Origin of the sequence: Colwellia sp. MB02u-9 (assembly GCF_014077085.1) — a bacterium.
Lineage (GTDB): Bacteria > Pseudomonadota > Gammaproteobacteria > Enterobacterales > Alteromonadaceae > Cognaticolwellia.
Window position 1 is genome coordinate 36,230 of sequence record NZ_JACGVF010000096.1, and the last position, 21,071, is coordinate 57,300.

Consider the following 21,071-nt stretch of genomic DNA (forward strand, 5'->3'; position numbering starts at 1 on the left):
ATGTCGAATTTTTAAAAGAGGCTTTGGCCTCTTTTTTTGCTTTAATCTTTTTCAAAGCTATAGGTAGCAATAAAAATACTATTGACTGTAATTTAGCCAGTAATGAAATGTTTACGCGAAAAACAGCGATGAAAAGCACTTTCATGACCTTTTTTACCAATAAACGCTGTTTTTTTCTTAATATTTTAAGTAAATTAACTTATTCAAATAATAATAATGATGGTTTTAAATGGCTGCTTCTAGAGGTGCGTTCAGTTCTCGTTTTGGTTTTATCATGGCGGCGGCGGGTTCTGCGGTAGGGTTAGGTAATATATGGGGTTTTCCAACCCAAACGGCAAGTAATGGCGGCGCTGCATTTGTGCTAGTTTATTTAGTGCTTGCCTTTTGTTTAGCGTATCCCGCTTTTATGGCGGAGTTACTGATAGGGCGATATGGCCAAGCCAATGCGGTGACGTCATTACAAAAAATATCACGCAATATTTTTCACAAACGTTTTGCTTTTGTCGTTGGCTTTGGCGGTATTGTTTGTGCGGCATTAATTTTAAGCTTTTATGGCATTTTAGCGGGTTGGATGATGTCATTCGCGATTGAGCCGATGACGACTTTGTTGGGCTTTAATGAAGCGTCAAACTGGCTAACCTCACAATCTTTAGCGCGTAATTTAATTTTTTCTGCGTTATTTATGATGCTGACTATCGCGATTATTCGCCGAGGTGTTGAGCAGGGTATTGAAAAATGGTCTAAGCGCTTAATGCCTATGCTAATAGGTTTGTTGATTTTATTGATCTTCTATGTCTTTACGTTAGAAGGGGCAAAAGAAGGCTTCGCGGCGTATTTAAATCCTGATATTTCTCGTCTATTTGAGCCCGACTTACTGATCAGCGCATTGGGGCAAGCTTTCTTTTCTTTGTCACTAGGGACTAGTGTGATGGTGATTTACGGTTCATATATATCTAAAAGTGAAAACTTAGTATCGCTTGGTGCGCAAGTGACCTTAATTGATGTCTCGATTGCCTTCTTGGCCGGTTTGCTTATTATTCCATCCATGTATGTTGCTCAGGCACAAGGTGTCGCCATCTTTAGTGCAGATGGTAGTTTAATTTCTGGTCCTAATTTGGTTTTTGATGTCTTACCGACGTTATTCGACGGTATGGGGGCTATTGGTTTATTTGTTGGCTTTGGTTTTTTTGTTTTAATGTCAATTGCCGCGTTAACATCGAGTATTTCAATGTTAGAAGGGCCGGTTTCTTTTGTGGTAGAACGCCATAATATTGAACGGAAAAAAGCTACTACCTTTATCGGTCTAGGTATCTTTATGTTAAGTACCTTAATCGTCTTTAATTTTGATGTGCTTTTTGGTTTAGTTATTTCGATGTCTACCGTTTATGGTCAGCCACTGATTGCGATGTTGTGCTGTGTGTTTGTCGGTTGGATTTGGTTTCGTAACGATATTTTAAATGAACTTAAGCAAGGTAATGATATGGTTGAACATTCGTTATTTTGGAAGATTTGGCCTTGGTACACTAAGTTTGTTTGTCCCACCGCAATTGGTATTGTTTTCTGGCATTCATTGTAATAAAACCGCTTTAAAATTTAGTGATTAAAAAGGGAGCTATTTTAGCTCCCTTTTCTTATGCTATTTTGTGCCAGAATGGTTGTTAGGTATAGATTATAATGCCGGCCATGATTGTTGCCATGGTGGTGTCAGTTGCTTTATAACCGCAAGCGTTGAAGTGTTGTTGAAAACAGCCCCCGTGCTTGGCGGCAGGCAGTACTGATATTGTTTATTGTGCAAACTAAAGCTTAAGGCAAAGGCGTGTAGATAACCTCGGTCAGTATTGAGTTCACTGTTGTAGAGCGGATCACCGAGTATGGGTACGCCTATGCTATTTAGCGCCACTCTAATTTGATGCGTTTTACCCGAATGAGGCTTGATTAAATAGAGCCGTTGTTTGGCGGCGATAGTGAAAGACAAGAATTGGCTGATGGCGGGATTATCCATAGTGCGGAGCAATTTCCACATACCTCTGCGGCTTTTTTCCATATCACCTTTAATTAAGCCTTGTTTTTTTTTCGGTTTACCCTCCGCTATTGCCAAGTAATATTTTTGCACTTGGTGTTGCTCAAATTGTTGTTGAAACGCTCTTGCGGTGGCACTATTTTTAGCCACTATAATCAGCCCCGAGGTCATCTTATCTAATCGATGAACCGGATAAAGCTCAGTGAGGGCAAACTGGGTTTTTAGCTGCGCTTTTATTTGGGAAAATAAACCGCTGCCCAGGGTATCTTCATCATGAAAACTCAGCCCTTGGGGTTTATCAATGACGACAAAGTCAGCTTGGTGATCAATCACAGTGAATGTGTGCTCAGTCATTAAAAGCTCAGCCCTATGATGATATAAATAATCAGTGTGAGTACCGCGCCCACTAAGGCATAAGGTAATTGGGTTTTAACGTGCTCAAAGTGATCACAGCCACTGGCAATTGAGGCGACAATAGTGGTGTCGGAAATAGGTGATGCATGATCGCCAAATATACCGCCACCGAGCACAGCAGCCACCAAAAATTCAATAGGCAAGCCGCTTTGTTGCGCGATAGGTACAGCAATGGGGATCAGTATTGCAAAGGTGCCCCATGATGTGCCGGTTGCAAAGGCCATTATAGCGGCGGCAATAAATAAAATGGGAGCCATTAAAAATAACGGCACTTCAACATTAATTAATTGGCTGACATAAACCCCGGTACCAAGCGCTTTAATAGCGTCGCCAAAAGCAAACGACAAGACTAAAATGGCGACAACAGGTGACATATATTTAATACCGGTAACAATGGTTTTAACGATAGTCGACCATGACATGAGCTTGTGGCTGATAATTAAGAGCACTAAGAATACTAGCGCAGCAACCACAGACCAAAACACAGAGAAAGCACCAGAGCCTCGACGTATATCACCGTCACCGGTAAACCAAAGCAGTATAAAAGTGCCCATTAATAGCGTTAGCATCGGGAACCACATAATATAGGCGGGGGCAACATCATCAACCGTGGTTTTTTGTTGTGCTTGAACTACTGATTCAGCACGTTTTAATGGTCCAAAAACTCGGCCACTAAATGCTGTGTAATAAGCTAAAGCAACCGCAATAATGGCGTAAAAATTATAGCCAATGGTAGCAATTAAAATACCGACCGGATCCTTAAATGAATAACCATCAAGTAAGCCTAAAACATAAGCTCCCCAGCCATTAATCAAAAATAAAATACTGATGGGCGCACAGGTTGAATCAACCAAGTAAGCAAGCCTAGCTCGGCTAAGCTTGTGCTGATCGAATAGCTTTTGACTCGCCATGCCGGCAGTAAACATGCTGAGATTAGTATCAGTAAAAATGGTGGTACCGATCACTGTGGGTAACATGCTAGCTTGTCGGCTGTTTTTCACTAAGTTTAATGAGGCGAGGTGGTTAATAAAGCCGTTTACCGCGCCCGATTGATTCATCAAGGTGACTAACGCGCCAATTAATAAGCTGAAACTGACAATATATACGTTACCTAAAGAATAAAATACTTGCGCAATACCAAGTGTAGTGCCAGTTAAACCGTCAATAGGATTGCCATTTGCTATCATGACATAACAAAGCATTACACCACATAAAAGTGCAAAAAGTGCTTTTTTTCGCCATATGGCAATGATGATAGCAACAAGCGGGGGAAGTAAGCTAAAAACACTGTCTTGCATAGTAAACCTTTATTATTATTTTATGTTGGGGGGAACTTGTCGCTATAACTTAAAAATTTACAGCAGCTAACTTTACCGTAAGCTCATGCAATAAGAAACTGTATGCTTGCAGACCTGAGGATAAAAATTTTTAAAAAAAGAAACATACTTTCACTGAATTGCTGCAATATCTGAGTTAGATAAAGATAAGTGCAGCAATATAGCGTATATTTTACCAGAGTAAGGTGGTGAGTTTAAAGTTAGAGAGCAATTTTTTACCGTTTTGTTGGTACTTTATTTACTTGACCTACTCATATTTAAAGAATAATAAATCATTGTAGCCATTGAAAAATTCACATTTCACCCTTAAATAACAGTCACTCACTGGCGTAACGCATCAGGAACTATTTTGACACTATCATTAAACGAATATATCACGGCTTTTACTCAAGAAAAGCATCAAACTTCTTTGAGCCAATTTGGTCGAGGTATAGAACGTGAAGCACTTCGGGTGCTACCACAAGGCGGGTTGTCTGAACGCCCGCACAGTGAACGATTAGGCTCGGCGTTAACCCATCCTAATATTACCACCGACTACTCAGAAACCTTGATGGAATTTATCACCCCGGTGAGTTATAAACCTGAAACGGTTATTGCCCAACTTGAAGATGTGCAAAAGTTTACCTTAAGCCAACTTGATGGTGAGCTATTATGGCCAATGAGTATGCCGTGCTTTGTTGATGATGACGATAAAATACCCTTAGCTCAGTTTGGTAAATCTAATATAGGTAGAATGAAAACTGTTTATCGCCAAGGCTTAAAAAATCGCTATGGCAGCATGATGCAGGTTATCTCTGGCATACACTTTAACTTTTCCTTTCCAAAAAGTTTTTTTCAATCGCTGCAAACCATCGAAAAAAATACTGATGACATTGATGATTATACTTCTGATAAATATTTTGCACTGTTAAGAAACTACAAACGTTTTTGCTGGCTGATCCCATATTTATATGGCAGTTCACCGGCTATTTGTGGCTCCTTTTTAAAAAATAAACCGACTGATTTACCGTTTAAAAAAACCGAAAAAGGTTATTTGTATCTTGAGTATGCTACGTCGTTACGTATGAGCGATTTAGGTTATACCAACAGTGAACAGTCATCACTGCAAATTTGCTATAACAACTTGTCAGGCTACTTAGACGGGGTGAAAAACGCGATTAACTTACCGTCGAAAAAATTTGAGAAAATTGGTATTAAAGTGGATGGTAAGTACCAACAGCTCAATAGCAATGTTTTGCAAATAGAAAATGAATTATACGCGCCAGTGCGACCAAAGTGTGTTGCTAAAGCCGGCGAAAAGCCATCAGAAGCTTTAAACAATAGAGGCGTTGAATATATTGAAGTTAGAGCACTTGATGTTAACCCCTTTTCTGCCACGGGCATTACGGTTGAACAAGTGCGATTTTTAGACATTTTCCTGACTTTTTGTATGCTGGAAACGAGTCCAATACTTGACTGCAAAGCACAGGCAACCAGTGAAGAAAATATGGATGCTGTGGTAGTAAGAGGTCGTGATCCAAGCTTATTATTACGAGATATTACAACAGGTAGTGCAGAAGAAAACAGCGCAGAAGAAAAGTCTGTACAGCAATGGGGTGGCGAAATTTTCGCTCAAATGGCCGGTGTCGCCACGTTATTAGATCAAGCTAATGACAGTAAGCTATACAGCCAAGTACTGGCGGCGGAAGCGGCTAAAATTAACGACGCGAGTTTAACGCCGTCAGCACAAATTTTAGCGGCAGTGGTGGATGAAAATCAATCATTAACGAAAATGGCACTTACTAAGGCTGTTGATTATCGCCAACAGCTTTTAGCTAATGATTATCAAGAGTTTAACGAAGAATATTTTATTGAAAGCGTCACCGATTCATTGCGAAAAAATGCCGCTATTGAAGCAAGTGATAAAGTAGATTTTGATTCGTTTTTACAGGATTACTTTTCCTGAGTAACCCTAAGCTAAATTGTTAGCAAAGCTTTCAGCAAAAAAAAGCGCGTTAAGGTAACGCGCTGTAAATAATAAGAAAGCAGTCCAGGAAGGTTTTACTTTCATGTATTATGACTGGCTATTGTTTTGGTGGTTCATTTTTTATACGATTTATTTGTCCTTTCCTTCCTTAATGAGCACTCAGCAGAAGCTTGCTTGCATGACATTGACTTTTTTCCCTATTTTATAATCAGCATGATTCACCAATAAGGCTATCAAAGTCAGATTAATAGTTAAAATAAAATAAGTTTAAGGTAAAAAAGCCCCCTAATAATTTAGCTTCAAACAATGAATGTGCTGCGAAATATATAAAGTTACTGACTAATACGCGCTTATTTGCGCAGCATAACAAACATTCCTAAAAAGATAATAAGTGCCTAAACCTAGGTAAATTTTATCTAGTATCTAGCGCCTATTTGAATATGAGGTTATTACGGTGTTTTTATTTTATGCGTCAGAATAGAGCTTTCCAAGCGAGCACTAGAAAAAAGTGTCATATATGGCGACTTTAATCTGAAAATTCGACAATATTCTGGCATGATATTATCACTCAAAACTAAGTAACTGCATTCATGGCCTTTTTTAAAACACTTATTATTTCTGCGTTAGCTTGCTTAACGTTATCAAGTTGCGCGACTAGCCCACCCAAAAATCCTGAAAATTTATGCGAAATATTCCGTGAACATAGAGATTGGTACTTTATTGCAAAAGAAGTGCGCGAACGTTGGGGCGTACCTATTCATGTGCCGATGAGTATGATGTATCAAGAAAGCTCATTTAAAGCCGGTGCATTGCCTCCTAGGGACTACCTGCTAGGGTTCATTCCTTGGGGTAGAGTTAGCAGCGCTTATGGCTATTCACAAGCAAAAACTATGACTTGGGCAGACTACGTGAGAGAAACTGACAATTCGGGTGCTGATCGTGATGACTTTGAAGATGCTATCGATTTTATGGGGTGGTTTATTTTTAAAACTCAAAAAATTAATAGGGTCTCTAAATGGGATGGCTACAACCAGTATTTAAATTATCATGAAGGTTGGGGCGGCTTTAAACATAAAAGTTATAAGAAAAAACCTTGGTTAAGTAAGGTGGCCCGAAAAGTCGATCGTCGTGGTAAGCGTTATTCAAGTCAGCTTAAAAGCTGTGAAGAAGAACTTAATCATGGTTGGTTATGGCGTTTATTTTTTGGTGATTAATTCATTTATTATGACAGAGGTTAACAAGGTTTTAGCCTCTCGTTATTTTTGTCGCTTTATTACTAGCAACATTACTAGCAATATTACTGGCAATAGTACTAGCCATTATTAAACCAAGGGCAAGCTTTTACCCCTCTTAAAATTACCCGTGTCTTACACTGTTTTACTGCACCGTTTTATTCGTTAGTTCCATAGCATAGTTCTTGCCAAAGTTGATAAAAATAGTATTATTTTTTAACAACTCAGTGTGAATCAGGGCTAGAAAATAAACGCAGTGATTTTTAAAAAAAACTTCATTTTATTTCGAAAAATCGATTGCAAAATTCAAAGGCTATTTGTTAGAGGGCTCGCATTTGTTATCCACAGAAATTGTGGAAAAATCGTCTTCAGATCTAGAGCTGTGCATAACCTTGTTAGTAAGTCTCGGTGGCGAACGTTCTATCCACAAAAATATCTAAAAATGAGCCAGGAATATTTTGGGGTCAATGTCATTCACTGATCGGCATCATAAGATGAAATGAATAACTGAGGACGGTAGTTGGCTACTAAAGCTAACTTATTAAAGCTTAGCTGTCGAAGAGGTCATAAGAAAAAGGCACCGTTGACTTAGGTTCAACGGTGCCTTTGCGCGAAAAGCTAGTTTAGCCTTTACAGCGCTAAGATTTAATACCATCATAAAAATCAGGTAAAATTCTAACTGTTTTGATCATATTGTCTTTTACTTCGATAATTTCCAGCGGGTAGCCTGATATTCTAACGCTTAAGTTTGCTTCTGGAATATCTTCAAGGTATTCCAAAATTAAGCCATTGATCGTTTTTGGGCCATCAGTAGGGAAATTCCAGGCCATTTCTTTATTCACGTCACGTACAGTGGCACTGCCATCGACTAAATAGCTACCGTCGGGTTGAATATTAACTTCATCGCTAGTGGTTGGCGTCATCGTTGTAGTGAAATCACCGACAATTTCTTCAAGAATATCTTCTAAGGTGACTAAACCTTGAATATCACCATATTCATCGACCACTAAGCCTATGCGCTCTTTTGCATGTTGAAACTTTAACAGTTGCACATTGAGGGGAGTACCTTCAGGAATAAAGTAAATTTCTCGCACAGCACGTAACAAGGTTGCTTTGGTGAATTGTTCTTTTGAGACTAATCGCAAGGCATCACGCATGTGAACATAACCTACTACATCGTCAATATTGTCACGATATAATAATACCCGGGTATGGTTTGACTGGGTAAGTTGTTTTTGGATGCGTTTCCACTCGTTATTGATATCGATGCCAACCAGTTCATTACGCGGGATCATAATATCTTCAACGGTGACATTTTCTAAATCGAGAATACCCACCAGCATGTCTTGATCTTGAGATTTCAATAAGGCACCTGATTCATTTACCACGGTGCGTAATTCTTCAGAGCTTAGGCTGTGTTGTTCACGTTGTTCTGAACTAATGCCTAATATGGCTAATATACCATTGGTGATCCAATTGACCGCAATAACGAAAGGGTAGAGTAGCTTTAAAAGTAAAACTAGGATTAATGAACTCGGAAACGCGACTTTTTCTGGGTACAATGCGGCTAAGGTTTTTGGCGTTATTTCAGCAAAAATCAAAATAACTAAGGTCAGCAATAAACCGGAATAAAACACGCCTGCATCGCCGTACAGTCTTTGCGCTATGATGCCGGTAATTAGGGTGGCAAAAATATTAACTAAGTTATTGCCAATCAGGATCAGGCCAATTAATTTATCTGGTTTTGCCAGTAATTTACTCACCCTTTTTGCGCCACTATGATTTTGTTTTTCTAGGTGTTTTAACCGATATCGGTTAATCGACATCATGCCCGTTTCAGAACCAGAGAAATAGGCTGATATAAATATGAGAATGCCAAGTACGACAAACAGCATATCGGTAGAGATGTTATCCAAAAGGGATCCTATTGATGCGTTATTTATAAGCAGTATTACCAGACCAAAGTGGAAAAGTAATACAAAGTTAACTTATACCCTAAAAATTATAATAAGAGAAATTCTTTCACAAATCGGCTACCAAAATAAGCTAAAGTCAGTATGAAGGTGGCAATTACGGTTAATATGAGTACCCGTTGGCCACGCCAACCTTGTTTAAAATGTCCCCATAGCGTTAAGAAATAAATGCTGCAGGCGATCAACGATAAAATAGTTTTATGCGCATTTACTTTTGAGATCATGCCGTCAAGAAACAAAAAGCCTAATGCTTGGCTGAGTAATAGGCAGATGCTACCTAACAGTAAAATAATATATAACTGACGTTCAACTTGCATTAAAGGCGGTAAGTGATGCACGGCTTGTATATTTTTACTTTTTAATTTTTTATTGATATAGGCAACTTGGAAGGCATACAAAGTGGCGATAACTAAAATACAATAGGCAATAAGGGCTAAAGTAATGTGGCTTAACATGGCAAGCTTATCGCTAACAATTTCCATATTACCTATCGGTGAAATAAAAATCATACTGAGTTGCCAAAGGCCAGCAAAACCATAAATCACGGGTAATAATAAATTCACCTTGAAGCGTAAAGCGACCGTAGAAATAACTAAGGTAATAATTAAACTGACCAGCGAAACCACATTAGGTAGCGAGAAATTAAGGTGGTTATGGGTAAATAAAAATTGTGAGCTACTTAATACATGAAAAACAATCGCCAAACAGGCAAAAATCAAGGTAATGATTAAGTTTGGTCCTTTCGGATGAAATAAACGCGATAAAATTGATACCGTCGCCACGCTGTAGCATACAAACGCAGTAAATGAACTGATACTTGAAAATTCCACAAAGAGCTCCAAAAAAATTAAAAATTGTCCACAAGGTAAATAATACTGCTAGTTAATATTTACTATAGCGATTCTAGCAGAACCGCTAGCAGACTCCATACTATTGTTTATTTTATATCAAGAGTTTACGCAAAGGTTTAATGGCTAAGAATGTTAATACGCCAAGACAAGTTAAGCCAAACCAAAAAGGTATTAACTGATGACTGTGTTGCATTTGCTGACTAATATCAATGTTAAAATAAACTAGTCCCCAGTCCAATAATAAACCAAAACTAATGGCAGAAATGCTAATGCCTAAAAGGTACTTTATTAATACGCTACTACCCATTTCATTTTTGATCACGCCCAAGGTTGAAATGTTAGTGGCTGGCCCTGCCATCATAAAGACTAATGCAGTACCGGGAGAAATGCCTGCCATAATAAAGCCAGCGGCAATAGGTGTTGAGGCAGTCGCGCATATATACATAGGAATCGACAGTGCAATCATTACCAACATAGCGCCTAAGCCACTGCCATAGCTTAATAAAAATGATGTAGGTACAAATGTTCTTACCGCAGAGGCAAACAATAAGCCTAACAATAGCCAGCGCACTAAGTCATCAATTAATTGTGTTGCGCTATAGCGAATGCCGGCCAATGTTTTCGCTATTACTGAATGGCTAAGTACCGAATGGCTAGGCTTTGTTGGCTTGCTTGCACAGCACGAATTGGATGGCTTGCTTGCACAGCACGAATTGGATGGCTCGGCTGCTTCAGCTTTAACAGCGGTTGTTATTTTTGCACAACAAGTTGTTAATTCACTATGCGTGTTGTGGCTTTTTACTCGGGTAAAGCTCTCTTTGGATGTCGCAACTATCATACCGGTAAAAATTGCCGATAATATTGCCGTTACGGGGCGATAAATGGCGAGAACAGGCCCTAACAAAGCATAGGAAACCGACACCGAATCTACGCCGGTTTCAGGTGTTGCGACTAAAAACGCTGCAGTGGCAGGAGCTGAAGCGCCTGAGCGTCGTAGTTCAGTCGCCACAGGGATCACGCCACATGAACATAACGGTAATGGTGCACCAATAAATGCCGCTTTAATAATGGCTTTATTACCATGACCTAAATGCTGGCTTAAAATTTTGGTGGGTACCCAAGCTTTCATTAGGCCGGCAATAAGTAAACCGAGCAATAGCCATGGGCTAGCTTCTAGGCTGAGCTGTAATAAATTGTCAAAAAATAAAATAAAGGTATTCACACTTGGTCCAAAAGTGAGGTAATTAATGAGAGTTTATCATAAATTTTTTCACTGTTATTGATCTATAACTAGGCTTTTTTGTCTACATATCGTGAGATTAAATCTCATCATTAGCTTAAAAACATAACTTCTACTTTCGCTAATTAATTGTACGGGTATAATAGAGGTAATTTTTTGCGCAAAGTTAATATTTGAGTCATTTATGTTTGAAAATCTTTCCGATCGTTTAACGAAAACACTAAAAAATATCAGTGGCCGTGGTCGCTTAACAGAAGACAATATAAAAGAAACTTTACGTGAAGTACGGATGGCCTTATTAGAAGCTGATGTCGCTTTACCGGTTATTCGCGATTTTATTGCCAAAGTAAAAGAAAGTGCTGTTGGGCAAGATGTTTCTAAAAGCTTAACGCCAGGTCAGGTTTTTGTAAAAATTGTTCGCACTGAACTTGAAATGGCCATGGGTGAAGTTAATGAAGCCCTTAACCTAAAAACAGCGCCGCCAGCTGTTGTGTTAATGGCCGGCTTACAAGGTGCAGGTAAAACGACCTCTGTTGCTAAGTTAGCTAAATTTTTAACTGAACGTGAAAAGAAAAAAGTGCTTGTGGTGAGTGCTGATGTTTATCGCCCCGCAGCGATTAAGCAACTGGAAATGTTAGCCACTGAAATTAATGTTGGCTTTTTCCCAAGTGACATTAACCAAAAGCCTATTGATATTGCCAACGGTGCGATTGACCACGCGAAGAAAAACTTTTTTGATGTCGTTATTGTGGATACCGCCGGGCGTTTGCATATCGACGGCGAAATGATGGCTGAGATCCAACAGTTACACGCCGCCATTAACCCCATTGAAACCTTGTTCACGGTTGACGCCATGACAGGTCAAGATGCGGCTAATACCGCTAAAGCCTTTAATGATGCTTTACCATTAACCGGTATTATCTTAACCAAAACTGACGGTGATGCCCGTGGTGGTGCGGCGTTATCTATTCGCCATATTACCGGTAAACCCATCAAGTTTATGGGGGTTGGCGAAAAAATTGAAGCCTTAGAGCCTTTTCATCCAGACAGAATTGCTTCTCGTATACTGGGTATGGGCGATGTACTTTCTTTAATTGAAGAGGTCGAGCAAAAGGTTGATCGCAAACAAGCCGAAAAATTAGCGAAAAAAGTAAAAAGTGGTAAAGGTTTTGATTTAGAAGACTTTCGTGACCAACTTGTGCAAATGAAAAGCATGGGCGGCATGATGGGCATGATGGATAAATTACCCGGTATGGGCAATATGTCGGAACAAGTTAAAGGCCAAATGGATGATAAAGTGACCATTCGCATGGAGGCTATGATTAACTCGATGACCAAAGCCGAACGACAACGCCCTGACGTGATTAAAGGTTCACGCAAGCGTCGTATTGCTGCCGGTTCGGGTACGCAAATACAAGACGTTAATAAATTGCTCAAACAATTTACTCAAATGCAAAAAATGATGAAAAAAATGTCGGGTAAAGGCGGCATGCAAAAAATGATGCGCTCAATGAAAGGCATGATGCCTCCAGGTGGTGGCATGGGCGGCGGTATGCCGGGTCGCTAACCTGTTAAGCTAAATCATATTTTGAAACCAAAAAAGGTAGCATATTGCTACCTTTTTTGGTTTCTACACTTTTCTATTCTATTCTAGAATTGCATGACAGGAATTTGTTATAAACCACTGCTCTAATCTATGATTTTTCTTTACTCAATGTGGGTCATAGCGGCTAAATCAAGCGCTTTTATTTTTAAATCTTAAGTACGCTTTAACCGCATTGATATTTTTTCTATTAAGTATTCTATTACCGAGGGCCGTTAGCATTGAGCCTAACACCACAATGCTGGCTCCGATATAAGCGAGTGCATTCAACTGTTGTGCTTGGAATGCTGTTGGCCAAATTTGCTCAGCGATAGTGGCAAACAACACGGTAAGTAAGGGTGTTATCGCCAAGGTTGCACTCACTTTGGCGGTTGACAAATATTCTAATGACTTGGCAAAAGTGCCATAGGCAATGAGGGTGTTAGCGCAGCAAAAAAGTAACAAAAGTAATGCGCTATCATCTAAAGACTTTATTTTTTCCGGGCTTGCCAAGGGTAAGAAAAACAGGGCACTTAATAAGTAAATACACCACATTATTTGGTTTGAGCTGTAATAACGTAACATTTGTTTTTGCATGATCGCATAGGCCGCCCAAGTTATTGCCGCCCCAAACATAATGATAAAGCCAAGTAAAAAATCATGGCTATCAATGCCACTGCTATTAATAAATTGTTGATTAAAAAACAATAACAAACCTGAGATAAGTACCAAAGAGCCGACCATTTGACCACGACTAAAGTGTTCCTTCATTACAACAACACTGCCAACTAACATGAAAAAGGGCGCCATTTGAATAAGCATTTGTGCAGTTTCTACTGGTATATAGTGCAATGAAACCAGATACAGTATGTAGTTAAAACTCAACAGAATAGCAGCAAGCAATAGTCGTTTCATGACGCTAGTTTGCTGCAGTGCTGAGTTAGGTATTTTTCTGGTTGCTGATAAAAATAGGGTCACAAAAAATGCAGCGAACACGAAGCGATACCAAGTAATAGTATAAGCGTCCATTAATACTAAAACTGATTTTAGCGCTAATGGCAGTAATCCCCACATAATAGCCGTGGTCATCGCTAGCATTAATCCTTTTATACTGGTGTTTGCGAGCTGAGTCATAGTTTTCGCCGGCTAGAAAGAGTGAATTAAAGCGCGGGTATATGGCGCTTGGTTTTGCAGACGTGGATTATATCGTTATATTGCTAACACAGGTAACTAATTTACGAAATAATTCATCCAAGGCTAGCTTTAGGTTGCTTTGTCAACAGAAAAGCGTAATATACGCGAGCTTTTCTGTTGCTTAGTCGACGGAAATGTCTGGGAAATTCGTTTTAACACTTAAATTATATAGAGGACGATATGGTTACCATTCGTTTAGCTCGTGCCGGCGCAAAGAAGCGTCCATTCTATCAGGTTGTTGTTGCAGATAGCCGTAACTCTCGCGATGGTCGTTTCATCGAGAAAGTTGGTTTTTTCAACCCTACAGCGCAAGGTCAAGCGGAAAAATTACGTTTAGACTTAGACCGTGTCAACCATTGGGTTGGTCAAGGTGCAACTGTATCTGATCGTGTGGCCAAATTAATTAAAGATGCTAACAAAGCAGCTTAATTTAATTGGTAGGTTTTAGGAGTTTGTTGTGGAAGTTATTGGTAAAGATGTCACTTTAGGTAAAGTAGGCGCAGTCTACGGTATCAAGGGTTGGTTGAAAATTCATTCATTCACAGATGACCAAGAAGCCATTCTAGACTATTTCCCTTGGTCTTTAAAATTAGGGGATAAGATTCAATCAGTAGATATTACCGATTGGCGCAAACATAACAATGGTCTTGTGGTTAAAGTTGCAGGTATTGATGATCGCGATGTAGCACAAAAGCTCGTGGGTTCAGAGATATTTGTCAGCGAAGAGGCGTTATCAGACTTACCTGAAGGTGAGTTTTATTGGCGTGATCTAATCGGCATGGCGGTAGTTACTGACAAAGGTTACGACCTAGGTCGGGTTTCCGACATAATGGAAACGGGCGCTAACGACGTACTGGTTGTTAAAGCTAATCTGAAAGATGGCTATGGTAAAAAAGAAAGGTTAATACCTTACTTAATGGACCAAGTTATACTTTCGATAAGCGCTGAAGATAAACAAATTTGTGTTGACTGGGACCCAGGTTTCTAACTTGAGTAAGAGTGTATTAACAAACATGCTTAGTGATAAGAAAATGTGGATTGGGGTGATAAGCCTTTTTCCCGAAATGTTTGACGCAATTACTGAGTATGGGGTGACAGGCCGAGCGATACGTAATGGTCTAATTGAGTTTCATAAGTGGAACCCAAGAGATTTTACTCATGATAAACATCGCACTGTGGACGACCGACCTTACGGTGGCGGCCCAGGGATGCTTATGATGGTTCAACCATTACGTGATGCTATACAAGCTGCAAGAAAAGCTGCAGATGAAGATAGCAGCCCTGATCTTATTAAAGAAAAGGGTAGAGCGAAGGTTATTTATTTGTCGCCGCAAGGACGGAAATTGGACCAAGCTGGTGTACGTGAATTAGCACAACATGACCGACTGATATTTATAGCAGGACGTTATGAAGGTATAGACGAGCGACTAATAGAGTCTGAAATTGACGAAGAATGGTCGGTCGGCGATTATGTATTAAGTGGTGGGGAATTACCTGCTATGAACATAATCGATGCCGTAGCACGCTTTGTGCCTGGAGTATTAGGACATCAACAATCAGCTGAGCAGGATTCATTTTCTGACGGTTTATTGGATTGTCCACATTACACTCGGCCAGAGGTTATGGACGTTTCGGTAAACGAAGCAAAGTCTGTTCCTAAAGTGCTATTAAGTGGTAATCACGAGCATATAAGGCAATGGCGCCAATATCAGTCGTTAGAAAGAACTTGGACTAGAAGACCGGAACTTTTAACTAACCTAGCTCTGACAGCAGAGCAGCAAAAAATGTTAATTGCCATTAAGGCTGATAATAAAAATGCTGCTGATGACTGTGAAACCTAGGAAGAAGGTATTATGAGTAATATTATTAAGCAGCTCGAAGCCGAGCAAATGAGAACAGATGCACCAGACTACCGCCCAGGCGATACAGTTGTGGTACAAGTAAAAGTTACAGAAGGTGAAAAATCACGTCTTCAAGCATTTGAAGGTGTTGTAATTGCTATTAAAAACCGCGGCATCAATTCTGCATTTACTGTTCGTAAAACTTCGAACGGTGTTGGTGTAGAGCGTGTATTCCAGACACATAGCCCAATCGTTGACTCAATTGCAGTCAAACGTCGCGGCGATGTACGTCAAGCTAAGCTATACTACTTACGCGAGCTATCTGGTCGTAAAGCACGTATTAAAGAGAAATTGGGAAAAAGATAATTCCCCTTTAATACGCGTATTGTTAGTTAGTTTGAGAAAAGCCTGTTTGGGAAACCAAATAGGCTTTTTTGTGTGTTTTTTTTACTTATCGAGCAGCTGTAACGTTAGCAAAAGCTACAATAAAAGCAGGGAATACCTACCCATAGCCGTGCATGAGCCAGCGACTCTAGGTTTATTTTCGTTGTTATTGTGTTTTATGTGCTTAGGCAAGTACAGAAAACAGTCAACACTTGTTTTATTTTAACGCCTCAACACTTTCTAGGCTTTATTCTATCTTCTTGATTTAAATGTCTTGTTTATTTTTAAAACGTTATTATGCCGTATTTTAAACCTTCCTATTAGACTTATTCCATCTCAAACTTATATAAATAATTCATGAATATTCGACTTAAGTGGTGTGTCCCATCGCGAAAAGTTAGGCTATTATGTTGGTAAGTTAAAAAGTTGATCGATAGTTGAATGAGGTTTTGCTTCGACGTCTCAACAAGCCATTAAATAACAAGATTTCAAGGATTAAGCATGCAAAAACTAAAAAGCCATTTTCCCGTATTAGCGCAAGCAAAAGCCCACACCTATATTGATGCAGCGAAATACGACGCAATGTACAAGCAGTCGATTGAACAACCTGATGTTTTCTGGGCTGAGCAAGCTGAACAGTTCCTTGATTGGTATAAGCCTTGGGACAGTGTTTCAGATGTTGACCTTAAATCTGCTGATATCAAATGGTTTTCTGGTGGTAAATTAAATGTTAGTTACAACTGTATTGATCGTCATCTAGTCAGCAAAGCTGATGATATCGCTATTATTTGGGAAGGTGATGACCCTAGCGAAGATAAAAAAATAACCTATCAAGAGCTGCATGATCATGTCTGTCGTTTTGCTAACTTACTAAAAGCACGTGGCGTGAAAAAAGGCGATCGTGTCTGTATTTATATGCCAATGATTCCAGAAATTGGCTATGCCATGTTAGCTTGTGCCCGCATAGGTGCCGTGCATTCAGTGGTATTCGGTGGTTTCTCTACTGAAGCTATTCGTTCACGTATCGCTGATGCTGACTGTAAAGTCGTTGTGACCTCGGATGAAAGTCTTCGAGGTGGTCGCGTCATTCCATTGAAAGTCAATGTTGATGCAGCCGTTGCTGAATGTCCAAATGTTCACTCAGTTATTGTTGTGCAACGCACAGGTGGTGATGTGGCGTGGAATGATAAAATTGATGTGAATTACCAAGAAGAAGTCGCTAAACTTCCTGCAGTTTGTGATCCGGAAGTGATGGACGCCGAAGATCCACTCTTTATTTTATATACCTCTGGTTCAACAGGCACACCTAAAGGTGTGTTACATACTTGTGGTGGCTATTTACTTTACGCCGCTATGACCCATAAATATGTTTTTGATTACAAAGACGGTGAAATTTATTGGTGTACGGCAGACGCAGGCTGGATCACTGGCCATTCGTATATCTTTTACGGACCGTTAGCCAATGGCGCAACCACACTGGTTTTTGAAGGTGTGCCGACTTATCCTGATGCGAGTCGTTTTTGGCAGGTGTGCGATAAGCACCAAGTCAATATTTTTTATACCGCACCAACCGCTATTCGCGCCTTGATGAGTGTTGGTGATAGCTTTGTTGAAAAAGCGGATTTATCATCGTTACGCCTTTTAGGTACGGTAGGTGAACCGATTAACCCAGAAGCATGGCATTGGTATTATGAGGTTGTGGGTAAAAGTAATTGTCCTATTGTTGATACATGGTGGCAAACAGAAACGGGTGGCATTTTAATTACCTCTTTGCCAGGAGCGGTTGATATGAAACCAGGGGCAGCAGGTAAACCGTTTTTTGGTGTTAAACCCGCACTTTTTGACAAAGACGGAAATACCCTTGAAGGCGCAAACCAAGGCTTATTAATGATGACAGGCAGTTGGCCTGGTCAATTACGCAGTGTTTATGGCGATCATGATCGCTTCTATCAAACCTACTTTAGCCAATATCCAGGTAATTACTTTACCGGTGATGGCGCTAAGCGTGATGAAGACGGTTTTTATTGGATCACCGGTCGTGTTGATGATGTGTTGAATGTTTCTGGTCATCGACTAGGTACGGCTGAAATTGAGAGTGCTTTGGTATTGCACCCCGCCGTTGCTGAAGCAGCTGTTGTTGGTTATCCGCATGAAATTAAAGGCCAAGGTGTTTATGCTTATGTCACCTTAATGAGTAATGCGACAGAGTCAGATGAGTTATTACGTGAGTTAACTGAGTTTGTGGCGAAAGAATTAGGCCGTTTTGCGAAACCTGACTACATTCAATACGCGCCAGGACTGCCTAAAACCCGTTCAGGTAAAATTATGCGTCGTATTTTACGCAAAATTGCTGAGAATGATGTAGATACCTTAGGTGATACCTCTACCTTGGCTGATCCCGCGGTTGTCGAGAACCTAGTTAAAAATCGTATTGTGCATAAATAAAATTGTTTATATAAAAAATTAAGAAAAAAGCGCCATTTGGCGCTTTTTTTATGTCATATATTTGATAATAGGGCTGTACGTGAGTAAATTATAGTGTAATATAAATGATACAAAACAAGTAAACTTTATTTTACAGCAAGAGGGGCGTAAAGAATGTACAATCTGCAGTATCGATATTATTACCTCCCATACTTTAACTAGTTGCTCTTCTCGTCGCATTACTATTGGTAGAAATAGTGGTTAGCCAAAATACTTTACTTAACACTCACAATTATTGTTCCATATTTAGGAAAGAATCATGTCAAAAAATACCTTAACGGCCTCAGACGCCAACCAAATACCTAAAAGCAGGTTGAACGATATTCACGTCAATGCGGAAGATGTCTTAATTACCCCTAATGCTTTACGAGAAGAGTTACCGCTGCCAGAAGCAGGCCGTGTTTTTGTTAAAAATGCTCGCCAAATTATTGCTAATATTATTCACAAAAAAGATCATCGCTTATTAGTCATTGCCGGCCCTTGTTCTGTACATGATCTTGAAGGTGCTAAAGCTTATGCAAGACAACTGAAAGAATTACACGATAAATATCAAGACAGTTTATACATTGTTATGCGAGTTTACTTTGAAAAGCCGCGCACTACGGTTGGTTGGAAAGGTCTGATTAATGATCCGCATATGGATGGCTCATTTGATGTGGAAACTGGCCTTCGCAAGGCCCGTGCATTATTGATTTACTTAACCGAGTTAGGTTTGCCGTTGGCGACTGAAGCACTAGATCCAATCAGCCCACAATATTTAGCTGAGCTATTTAGTTGGTCGGCTATTGGTGCACGCACTACAGAGTCACAAACGCATCGTGAAATGGCCAGTGGCTTGTCGATGCCGATTGGCTTTAAAAATGGTACCAGTGGTGGTCTTGGTGTTGCTATTAATGCTTTGCAGTCAGCAGCCTCTTCACATCGTTTCATGGGTATCAATCGCTTAGGGCAAGTGGCACTGATTAAAACTTCTGGCAATCCTGACGGTCATGTCATTTTGCGTGGCGGCAAAAAGCCTAACTACGATGCGGTTAATGTCGCTTTATGTGAAGAAGAACTGGCCAAACAAAATTTAGAGCCGGGTATCGTGATCGATTGTTCGCACGGTAATTCTAATAAAGACTACCGTCGTCAACCTTTAGTGGCTGATAATGTTTTTGATCAAATCTGTGCCGGCAATAAGACTATTATTGGTATTATGTTAGAGAGTAATATAAATGCGGGTAATCAAAGTTCAGAGTTACCCATTGACCAGCTGAAATATGGCGTTTCTGTGACAGATGCTTGTATCGATTTTGAAACTACAGAGCAGCTTATTTCAGCGGCGAGTGCTAAACTTGAAGTGGTTTTAAAACAGCGGATTAATTCAACCGTTAGTGAATAGGAATAAGCAGCTACAATGAACAACGAACTTACATTTGAGCAAAGTTTAGGTGTGTTACGCGATGAAATTGACGATATTGACGGTCAATTAGTGGCATTATTGGCAAAGCGTCGCCTTGTTACCACCAAAGTGGGTTTATTAAAAAGCGCCGCGGGTATGCCAATTTTTGCCCCTGAGCGTGAAGCAAGCTTATTAAAGGTGCGTCGACAGCAAGCAATAGATGCCGGTTTGTCGCCAGAATTAATTGAAGATATTCTGCGGCGCTTGATGCAAGACTCATATGTCAGCCAAGATGCTAGTGGCTATCGTTGTGTTAATCCTGATTGCAAAAAAGTCATTGTCATTGGTGGTAAGGGGCAATTGGGTCGCATATTTGTTGACTTATTTACTCGTTCTGGCTATCAAGTACAGGCTTTAGAGCAAGCTGACTGGCCAAATAGTGCTGATATTTTAGCCGAGGCGAGTTTGGTCATTGTTGCTGTGCCGATTCGATTAACCACTTTGGTTATCCAAAAATTAGGCTCCTTGCCTGAAAACTGTATTTTGGCAGACGTTACCAGTATTAAAGAAGCGCCAATATATGAAATGATGAAAGTACATGCTGGCCCCGTGGTTGGATTACATCCGATGTTTGGTCCTGATGTTACCGGTTTAGTTAAGCAAACTATTATTGCTTGCGAAGGTCGCTTTCCACAACAGTATCATTGGCTACTAGAGCAATTTAATGTTTGGGGGGCAAAAATCCATCCGGTTGAAGCACACACACATGATCAAGCCATGTCTATGGTGCAAGTTATGCGACATTTCTCAACCATAGCTTATGGTTACCACTTAATGACTGAAGGCGCTGATATAGCGCAATTGGTGGAGATGAGTTCACCTATTTATCGTTTGGAGTTGATCATGGTCGGGCGTTTGTTTGCTCAAAACCCTGAACTTTATACTGATATTATTTTCGCTAATCAAGACAATATTGCTATGATGAAGCGCTTTGCCTATCGATTTTTAGCATTACTTGAAGATGTGCAATCAAATGATAAAGCCGCTTTTACTGAGACGTTTTCACAGGTCGCTGATTACTTTGGTGATTATGCTGATATTTTTATGCAGGAAAGTAAAGTGATGTTGGCAAAAGCAGACCAACTAAAAAAATACTAATCAAGGAATGA

General features: G+C 39.9%; 17 protein-coding genes. 11 read left to right on the forward strand and 6 right to left on the reverse strand.

The window, feature by feature from the left end; all coding sequences use genetic code 11:
* Positions 1 to 229: 229 nt before the first annotated feature.
* Positions 230 to 1,576: a sodium-dependent transporter gene (locus H4J65_RS12570; protein WP_182198414.1), complete on the forward strand. Its 1,347-nt coding sequence runs from the start codon at positions 230 to 232 to the stop codon at positions 1,574 to 1,576.
* A 93-nt stretch (positions 1,577 to 1,669) separates the two neighbouring features.
* On the opposite strand, the gene H4J65_RS12575 is transcribed toward H4J65_RS12570, so the two are convergent.
* Together H4J65_RS12575 and H4J65_RS12580 are read right to left on the reverse strand one after the other, a co-directional pair.
* A complete protein-coding gene (locus H4J65_RS12575) occupies positions 1,670 to 2,374 on the reverse strand; it encodes a TIGR01621 family pseudouridine synthase (RefSeq protein ID WP_182198415.1) in 705 nt (234 codons plus the stop codon).
* Positions 2,374 to 3,732 (reverse strand): Na+/H+ antiporter NhaC family protein, encoded by a 1,359-nt coding sequence (locus H4J65_RS12580; RefSeq protein ID WP_182185345.1) that lies wholly within the window; start codon positions 3,730 to 3,732, stop codon positions 2,374 to 2,376. Before H4J65_RS12580 ends, H4J65_RS12575 begins: the two co-directional genes overlap by 1 nt.
* A gap of 388 nt (positions 3,733 to 4,120) precedes the next feature.
* On the opposite strand from H4J65_RS12580, the gene gshA reads away from it, so the two are divergent.
* Both gshA and H4J65_RS12590 read left to right on the forward strand, forming a co-directional pair.
* Entirely contained in the window at positions 4,121 to 5,716 is a 1,596-nt protein-coding gene (gene gshA / locus H4J65_RS12585) for a glutamate--cysteine ligase (RefSeq protein ID WP_182198416.1), read from the forward strand.
* Between the two features lie 611 nt (positions 5,717 to 6,327).
* The gene (locus tag H4J65_RS12590) at positions 6,328 to 6,951 is read left to right on the forward strand and encodes a hypothetical protein (RefSeq protein ID WP_182136035.1); all 624 of its coding nucleotides are present in this window, start codon (positions 6,328 to 6,330) and stop codon (positions 6,949 to 6,951) included.
* A 656-nt stretch (positions 6,952 to 7,607) separates the two neighbouring features.
* On the opposite strand, the gene H4J65_RS12595 is transcribed toward H4J65_RS12590, so the two are convergent.
* From H4J65_RS12595 to H4J65_RS12605, 3 genes are all read right to left on the reverse strand, one after another.
* Positions 7,608 to 8,885, reverse strand: coding sequence for an HlyC/CorC family transporter (locus H4J65_RS12595; protein ID WP_182136034.1), 1,278 nt, complete (start codon positions 8,883 to 8,885; stop codon positions 7,608 to 7,610).
* 86 nt (positions 8,886 to 8,971) lie between these two features.
* Positions 8,972 to 9,772, reverse strand: coding sequence for a cytochrome c biogenesis protein CcsA (locus tag H4J65_RS12600; RefSeq protein ID WP_182136033.1), 801 nt, complete (start codon positions 9,770 to 9,772; stop codon positions 8,972 to 8,974).
* Between the two features lie 112 nt (positions 9,773 to 9,884).
* Entirely contained in the window at positions 9,885 to 11,015 is a 1,131-nt protein-coding gene (locus tag H4J65_RS12605) for an SO_0444 family Cu/Zn efflux transporter (RefSeq protein ID WP_310649938.1), read from the reverse strand.
* A gap of 202 nt (positions 11,016 to 11,217) precedes the next feature.
* Here H4J65_RS12605 and ffh point away from each other — a divergent pair, with 202 nt between their 5' ends.
* Entirely contained in the window at positions 11,218 to 12,600 is a 1,383-nt protein-coding gene (gene ffh, locus H4J65_RS12610) for a signal recognition particle protein (RefSeq protein WP_182185347.1), read from the forward strand.
* A 168-nt stretch (positions 12,601 to 12,768) separates the two neighbouring features.
* Here the strand turns inward: ffh and H4J65_RS12615 are convergent, their stop codons facing one another.
* On the reverse strand, positions 12,769 to 13,749 hold the full coding sequence (locus H4J65_RS12615) for a DMT family transporter (protein WP_182198417.1): 981 nt from the start codon (positions 13,747 to 13,749) through the stop codon (positions 12,769 to 12,771).
* A 240-nt stretch (positions 13,750 to 13,989) separates the two neighbouring features.
* On the opposite strand from H4J65_RS12615, the gene rpsP reads away from it, so the two are divergent.
* From rpsP to tyrA, 7 genes are all read left to right on the forward strand, one after another.
* Entirely contained in the window at positions 13,990 to 14,238 is a 249-nt protein-coding gene (gene rpsP, locus H4J65_RS12620; RefSeq protein WP_146879194.1) for a 30S ribosomal protein S16, read from the forward strand.
* 28 nt (positions 14,239 to 14,266) lie between these two features.
* Complete coding sequence (gene rimM, locus H4J65_RS12625) at positions 14,267 to 14,797, forward strand: ribosome maturation factor RimM (RefSeq protein ID WP_404851952.1); 531 nt, start codon at positions 14,267 to 14,269, stop codon at positions 14,795 to 14,797.
* A gap of 43 nt (positions 14,798 to 14,840) precedes the next feature.
* The gene (gene trmD / locus H4J65_RS12630; protein ID WP_182136079.1) at positions 14,841 to 15,650 is read left to right on the forward strand and encodes a tRNA (guanosine(37)-N1)-methyltransferase TrmD; all 810 of its coding nucleotides are present in this window, start codon (positions 14,841 to 14,843) and stop codon (positions 15,648 to 15,650) included.
* A 12-nt stretch (positions 15,651 to 15,662) separates the two neighbouring features.
* Positions 15,663 to 16,016: a 50S ribosomal protein L19 gene (gene rplS, locus H4J65_RS12635; RefSeq protein WP_182136030.1), complete on the forward strand. Its 354-nt coding sequence runs from the start codon at positions 15,663 to 15,665 to the stop codon at positions 16,014 to 16,016.
* A gap of 519 nt (positions 16,017 to 16,535) precedes the next feature.
* A complete protein-coding gene (acs, locus tag H4J65_RS12640; RefSeq protein ID WP_182136028.1) occupies positions 16,536 to 18,479 on the forward strand; it encodes an acetate--CoA ligase in 1,944 nt (647 codons plus the stop codon).
* 298 nt (positions 18,480 to 18,777) lie between these two features.
* A complete protein-coding gene (locus H4J65_RS12645) occupies positions 18,778 to 19,902 on the forward strand; it encodes a 3-deoxy-7-phosphoheptulonate synthase (RefSeq protein WP_220460948.1) in 1,125 nt (374 codons plus the stop codon).
* A gap of 15 nt (positions 19,903 to 19,917) precedes the next feature.
* Entirely contained in the window at positions 19,918 to 21,060 is a 1,143-nt protein-coding gene (gene tyrA / locus H4J65_RS12650) for a bifunctional chorismate mutase/prephenate dehydrogenase (protein ID WP_182185349.1), read from the forward strand.
* The last annotated feature ends 11 nt before the right edge of the window (positions 21,061 to 21,071 follow it).

What these genes read in the sequence shown, in the direction of transcription:
- ffh (WP_182185347.1), top strand. Translation starts at nt 11,218, where the DNA reads ATGTTTGAAAATCTTTCCGATCGTTTAACGAAAACACTAAAAAATATC.
- H4J65_RS12570 (WP_182198414.1), top strand. Translation starts at nt 230, where the DNA reads ATGGCTGCTTCTAGAGGTGCGTTCAGTTCTCGTTTTGGTTTTATCATG.
- rplS (WP_182136030.1), top strand. Translation starts at nt 15,663, where the DNA reads ATGAGTAATATTATTAAGCAGCTCGAAGCCGAGCAAATGAGAACAGAT.
- acs (WP_182136028.1), top strand. Translation starts at nt 16,536, where the DNA reads ATGCAAAAACTAAAAAGCCATTTTCCCGTATTAGCGCAAGCAAAAGCC.
- rpsP (WP_146879194.1), top strand. Translation starts at nt 13,990, where the DNA reads ATGGTTACCATTCGTTTAGCTCGTGCCGGCGCAAAGAAGCGTCCATTC.
- tyrA (WP_182185349.1), top strand. Translation starts at nt 19,918, where the DNA reads ATGAACAACGAACTTACATTTGAGCAAAGTTTAGGTGTGTTACGCGAT.
- trmD (WP_182136079.1), top strand. Translation starts at nt 14,841, where the DNA reads ATGTGGATTGGGGTGATAAGCCTTTTTCCCGAAATGTTTGACGCAATT.
- H4J65_RS12575 (WP_182198415.1), bottom strand. Translation starts at nt 2,374, where the DNA reads ATGACTGAGCACACATTCACTGTGATTGATCACCAAGCTGACTTTGTC.
- H4J65_RS12615 (WP_182198417.1), bottom strand. Translation starts at nt 13,749, where the DNA reads ATGACTCAGCTCGCAAACACCAGTATAAAAGGATTAATGCTAGCGATG.
- H4J65_RS12645 (WP_220460948.1), top strand. Translation starts at nt 18,778, where the DNA reads ATGTCAAAAAATACCTTAACGGCCTCAGACGCCAACCAAATACCTAAA.
- H4J65_RS12590 (WP_182136035.1), top strand. Translation starts at nt 6,328, where the DNA reads ATGGCCTTTTTTAAAACACTTATTATTTCTGCGTTAGCTTGCTTAACG.
- H4J65_RS12580 (WP_182185345.1), bottom strand. Translation starts at nt 3,732, where the DNA reads ATGCAAGACAGTGTTTTTAGCTTACTTCCCCCGCTTGTTGCTATCATC.